Here is a 4,564-nt window from a genome sequence, read left to right as displayed (position 1 = left end):
CCACCGCTTCCGCCGGTCTGTGGGCCTCCGCCGCCGGGGCACCGGTTTTGCCTGGCGCCGGCGATCGATTCTCCGCGGGACGCGCTTCGTCGCGCGCAAAAACCTTGCGCCCGCGCCTTCGCTTGCGCCGCTTCTTGGGCTTGCCTTTGTGGGGTGCGTCGCCCGCCTGCCCGTCTGCCGAGCGGAGCTCCGTCGGGCGGCGTTGCTGCCAGCTTGCGTTCCCCGGGTCAGCCGACCGCTGGGAAGAGCTGGACACGCCCACCTCCGGCGCGCCGGCGCCGGTATCGTGGTCTTCCACTGTCGTTCCTTCCGGCGCCGCGCGAACCTATGATGGACGCAGCAGGCGCTTCAGTGTTTTAAGTTGTCGCCAGACTAACAGCGCCGTGCCCGATCACCAAGAGCCGCATGCCGAATTTTACCGGCAGGCCGCTGACCGCCGTTCCGGCGCGGCCGCGTGATGAATCCGCACGCCGCAGTTGCCGGCGCAACGCCTGCCGGCATCTCTTTCGGGCGCCCCACGGACAAATCTTGCCGGCCGCCGCTGCGACAAGGGTTCGCGGTTGAATAGCCGGCTTCGATGAGGCATTTCTGAAATGAGCGGAAGAATCCGGCGCAGCCGGCCTCCCACCAGCCACGAAAGGAAGCGGACCCCGCAACGCATGGCAGTCAGGCAATGAACTGGAGACGCTATTTCTGGCCGGTCGTCGGCATCGCGGCGGTGATCTTCTCGCTGCTGCTGCTCTGGCACGAACTGCGCGGCATTTCGCTCGACGATGTCTGGGACGGCATCGCTGCCATTCCGACCCGCGGCTGGGTTCTTGCCGCGCTGAGTTCGATCATCGCCTATGCTTCGCTCGCCGGCTACGACCACATCGCGCTTCTGCATATCGGCAAGCGCGTGTCGTGGCTGTTCGTCACGCTGTGCTCCTTCACCACCTATGCGCTGTCGCACAACATTGGCGGTTCGGTGTTCTCGGGCGCCGTCATCCGCTACCGCGCCTACGGTACCAGGGGCCTGACCGGACAGGATGTCGGCGTGCTGGTGGCGGTCTGCTGGATCACCTTCGTGCTGTCGACGATTTTGGCCTCGGGCCTCGTTCTGGTGTTCGAGCCTGAGATACTCGACCGATTTTCCGGCATCGCCCATCATGGCCTGTCCGAAGCGGCCGGTATCGCGATGCTGCTGCTCGTCGCCGCCTATATCTTCGGCAGCTGGCTGCATCTGCGCCCGCTGAAGATCGCCAGCTTTCAGCTGCATTATCCGGCGCTGCCGATCGTCGCCCGGCAGTTGCTGATCGGCCCGATCGAACTGCTGGCCGCCGCCGCGATCATCTTCTTCGCCCTGCCCGCGGCCCACAATCCCGGCTACTTCGTCATACTGGGCGTCTTCCTCGTCTCCTTCTCGATCGCGCAGATCTCGCATGCGCCGGGCGGACTCGGCGTGTTCGAGGTGGTGTTCCTCGCCGGCCTGTCGGACATGGATCCGGTCGGCGTGCTGGCGGCGCTGCTGGTGTTCCGGCTGTTCTACCTGATCGTCCCGCTGATTCTGGGCCTGGGCATCGTGCTGTTCTTCGAACGCTCGCAGTTCAGCCGGACGGAGCCTTGAGGCGTGGAATAGGACTGGGCGCCGCGCGCCGGCATCTGCAGTGTGGCGTCCTGTCGAAACGTGCCATTGACGCACAGAGCAGGCTTGACTATTTTCCGCTGGCGGCTACAAGGCAGCGCTCACAGCGGCTTGCCCGCTCGGCCCGCACGGTTTTCACGTTTATCGTGATATTCAAGATCGTGCCTGCTGGGGAATAGGTTAACGGTAGACCCACGGACTCTGACTCCGTTAGTCCTGGTTCGAATCCAGGTTCCCCAGCCACTCCTCTTCTCTCGATCAAAACAATCACCAACGCTCATCATCGTGAAATGCTCCCTGGCGACCACCTGACGGGATTCCAGCTATGGTGGGTTGCGGCGGGGTGACATTTATAGGATCGTCAAAGGATCGAAATTATCGAAGGAAGAACGGAATGCGCGCTTTGGTCTTCATCGGATTTCTGATGTTCGTTACTTTCTTGGTTGGCTGCACGACAGACAAGGGGAATGCCAGTCAAACCCAGACTGCGGAAGACAAGGCGCAGTGTACCGGCTTTGGTTTTAAACAAGGCACGGATGCTTTTGCCAATTGCATGATGAAGCTTTCGTCGCAGCGACAAGGCCAACAGCCCCAAGATCACGATGCACTCCTTCGCCGGTATAAGTCCTTAAGTATGGCTCGGCGCGGTGATGATCGGTATCCTGTATGCAGCGCCTCCGACATGGACAATGAACTCGATACTTCGGCAAATAAATGGATTGGCCCCAATTGCCAGATGGCACCAGATTAAGCGAGTGGAGTGCTGTACCAGCGACCCCGTCGAACGCGCCAAGCGTGAAATTCAAGACACCGCCGCAACACCAGTCGATCCAACGAGCCGGCATATTTATTCCGGCGTTCGCCGCATCGCGCGCCGTGTCGTCACTTACCCTGCCTTCCTGTAGGCCGCTTCGGCTGCGTGATTTCCTTCGATGAAGCCGAGGCCGATTCCGGTCGCGCTCCACTCCCGGCACCCGGCCTCTGCTACATCGAGGAGCATGGAGCAAACGCGTAATGGTCAGTGACAGCCGATTCCTTCTCGAACGCATCAGCCAAGGCTGCGTGACGCTCTCCGACGACGAATTCGTCATCGACAGGCTGGTCAAGTATTTCGGCAATGGCAGGATCCGCTGGCACGTCGAATTCCGCGGGCATCGCATCGAGCTGACGACAGGCCAGCTTAAGAAGCAGCCGACCTTCCGCAGGAAAATGCTCGAACAGACAGGGGTGCTGCCGCCCCAGCGTGCCGGGACCAACTACAGGCGATGGGCAGTCGATCTGAGGAAGAATGCCGTCGAGCTTCCTTGGCGGGATAGGCCGGTGGATAGCGGCTTCGCCATCGACAGGCTCGCCAGCCACGGCGACGGGCGCTGGACGGTCGAATATCAAGGCAAGACCATCAAATTCACGACGACGAAACTCCGCAGGCAGGTGAGTTTCCGCAAACGCATGCTGGCCAAGGCCAAGGTGCTGCCGCCCGAGTTGACCCCGGCTGCCTATCGGAAGTGGATGGACTGGCTCATTCAAAACGCCACCGAGGCTGCTCCGCAGGCCGGCGATGCCTTGATGACCGAGAAAAGCTGGCTTGACGACCTGCCTGAGCTAGCCGGCTGGCAAAATGAAACGGTGCCCGAAGAGACCGGCTAAGGGCGGCGATAGTCTCCAATGCAAGCAGCGATGGCACTCGTTGCGTTTGCCATGCCTGCCAGTTTCGGCACACATTGATGGCGAAGGAGTCTGACCAGAGCTGGCTCGCTGGCAATCAGAATTGAAATGAGACGACATGGACCGCTTCGACCTCGGCACCTACCGCCGCCCCATCTCCACTCGCTCGACAGAAACCCAGCGTTGGTTCGATATTGGCCTTAACTGGTGCTACGGCTTCAACCATGAGGAAGGCATCAAGTGTTTTGAGAAGGCGCTGGAGACGGATCCTCACTGCGCGATGGTTCACTGGGGCATCGCCTATGCCGCTGGACCTTTCTACAATCTGACCTGGAAGGAGCATGGCGAGGCCGAGGCCGACAGCGCGACCAAACGCTGCTTCGAGCATGTCCAACTGGCCAGGGCCAATGCGGCTTCCGCCAGTGAGATCGAGAAGCGGCTGATCGAGGCGCTGGCCGCCCGCTTCCAGAAGCCACACCGGGTGAGCCTGGAGGAATTCGAACGTTGGGATGACGCCTATGCCGCCGCGATGCGGCTTGTGTATCGGGACTTTCCCGATGACCATGATGTGATGGCACTGCTGGTCGAAGCACTGATGATGCGCACGGTGCGGCGGCTGTGGAACCTCAAGACCGGCGCGCCGGCGCCGAATTCCGATGTCGTCGAGGCGCTCGACGTCTGCGAGCGGTCGATCCGGCTTGCCGATGAGGCCGGCGCAGCACAACATCCGGCGATCGTCCACCTGCACATCCATCTCCTGGAAATGTCCACCATGCCGGAGCGCGGCATGCGGTCAGCGGATCTGCTCGGCGAGATGTGCCCCGATGCCGGGCATATGAACCACATGCCGGGGCACATCTATGTGCTGTGCGGCGAGTATGAGAAAGCAAAACGCGCCAGCGAAAAGGCGGTGCGCGCCAACGACCTCTATCTCGCCTATGCCGACGAGCCGACCTATTATTTGCTCGGCTGCTGCCACGATCTGCATCTGATGATGTTCACCTGCATGTTGTCGGGCCAGCACCAGTCTGCACTGTGGGCCGCCGACAGGGTGCGCAGCCTGGTCGCGCGCGACGTGGTCGCCATCCAGGGCCGGCCAAAGCTCACGCAGACGGTGGAAGGCTACCATGCGATGAAATCGCATGTGCAGGTGCGCTTCGGCCGCTGGCAGGAGATCATCGACGAACCGATCACCGAGGAGCCGGGCCTCTATGTGCTGACGGCGGCCATGCAGCGCTACGCCAAGGGTGTGGCGCATGCGACGCTCAAGCATTT

The 4,564-nt window shown here is 61.6% G+C and carries 4 protein-coding genes, 1 tRNA gene and 1 pseudogene; 5 read left to right on the top strand and 1 reads right to left on the bottom strand.

Features of this window, described 5'->3' with window-relative positions:
- Positions 1-298: pseudogene (locus EN879_RS39510) on the bottom strand (Ppx/GppA family phosphatase); the annotation flags it as partial.
- Positions 299-673: 375 nt separating this feature from the next.
- On the opposite strand from EN879_RS39510, the gene EN879_RS25215 reads away from it, so the two are divergent.
- The 5 genes from EN879_RS25215 to EN879_RS25195 all read left to right on the top strand — a co-directional run.
- A complete protein-coding gene (locus tag EN879_RS25215) occupies positions 674-1,606 on the top strand; it encodes a lysylphosphatidylglycerol synthase domain-containing protein (protein ID WP_063167748.1) in 933 nt (310 codons plus the stop codon).
- A 187-nt stretch (positions 1,607-1,793) separates the two neighbouring features.
- Positions 1,794-1,867 (top strand) — tRNA-Gln (locus EN879_RS25210).
- Positions 1,868-2,018: 151 nt separating this feature from the next.
- A complete protein-coding gene (locus EN879_RS25205) occupies positions 2,019-2,375 on the top strand; it encodes a hypothetical protein (RefSeq protein ID WP_024505762.1) in 357 nt (118 codons plus the stop codon).
- Between the two features lie 263 nt (positions 2,376-2,638).
- On the top strand, positions 2,639-3,271 hold the full coding sequence (locus tag EN879_RS25200) for a hypothetical protein (protein WP_063167747.1): 633 nt from the start codon (positions 2,639-2,641) through the stop codon (positions 3,269-3,271).
- A gap of 136 nt (positions 3,272-3,407) precedes the next feature.
- The coding region (locus EN879_RS25195) for a hypothetical protein (RefSeq protein WP_127274316.1) at positions 3,408-4,564 on the top strand (1,157 nt) is incomplete at its 3' end.

Source organism: Mesorhizobium sp. M7A.F.Ca.AU.002.02.1.1, assembly GCF_003998535.1.
Classification (GTDB): domain Bacteria; phylum Pseudomonadota; class Alphaproteobacteria; order Rhizobiales; family Rhizobiaceae; genus Mesorhizobium; species Mesorhizobium ciceri.
This window is presented reverse-complemented; position numbering and strand designations above follow the sequence as displayed.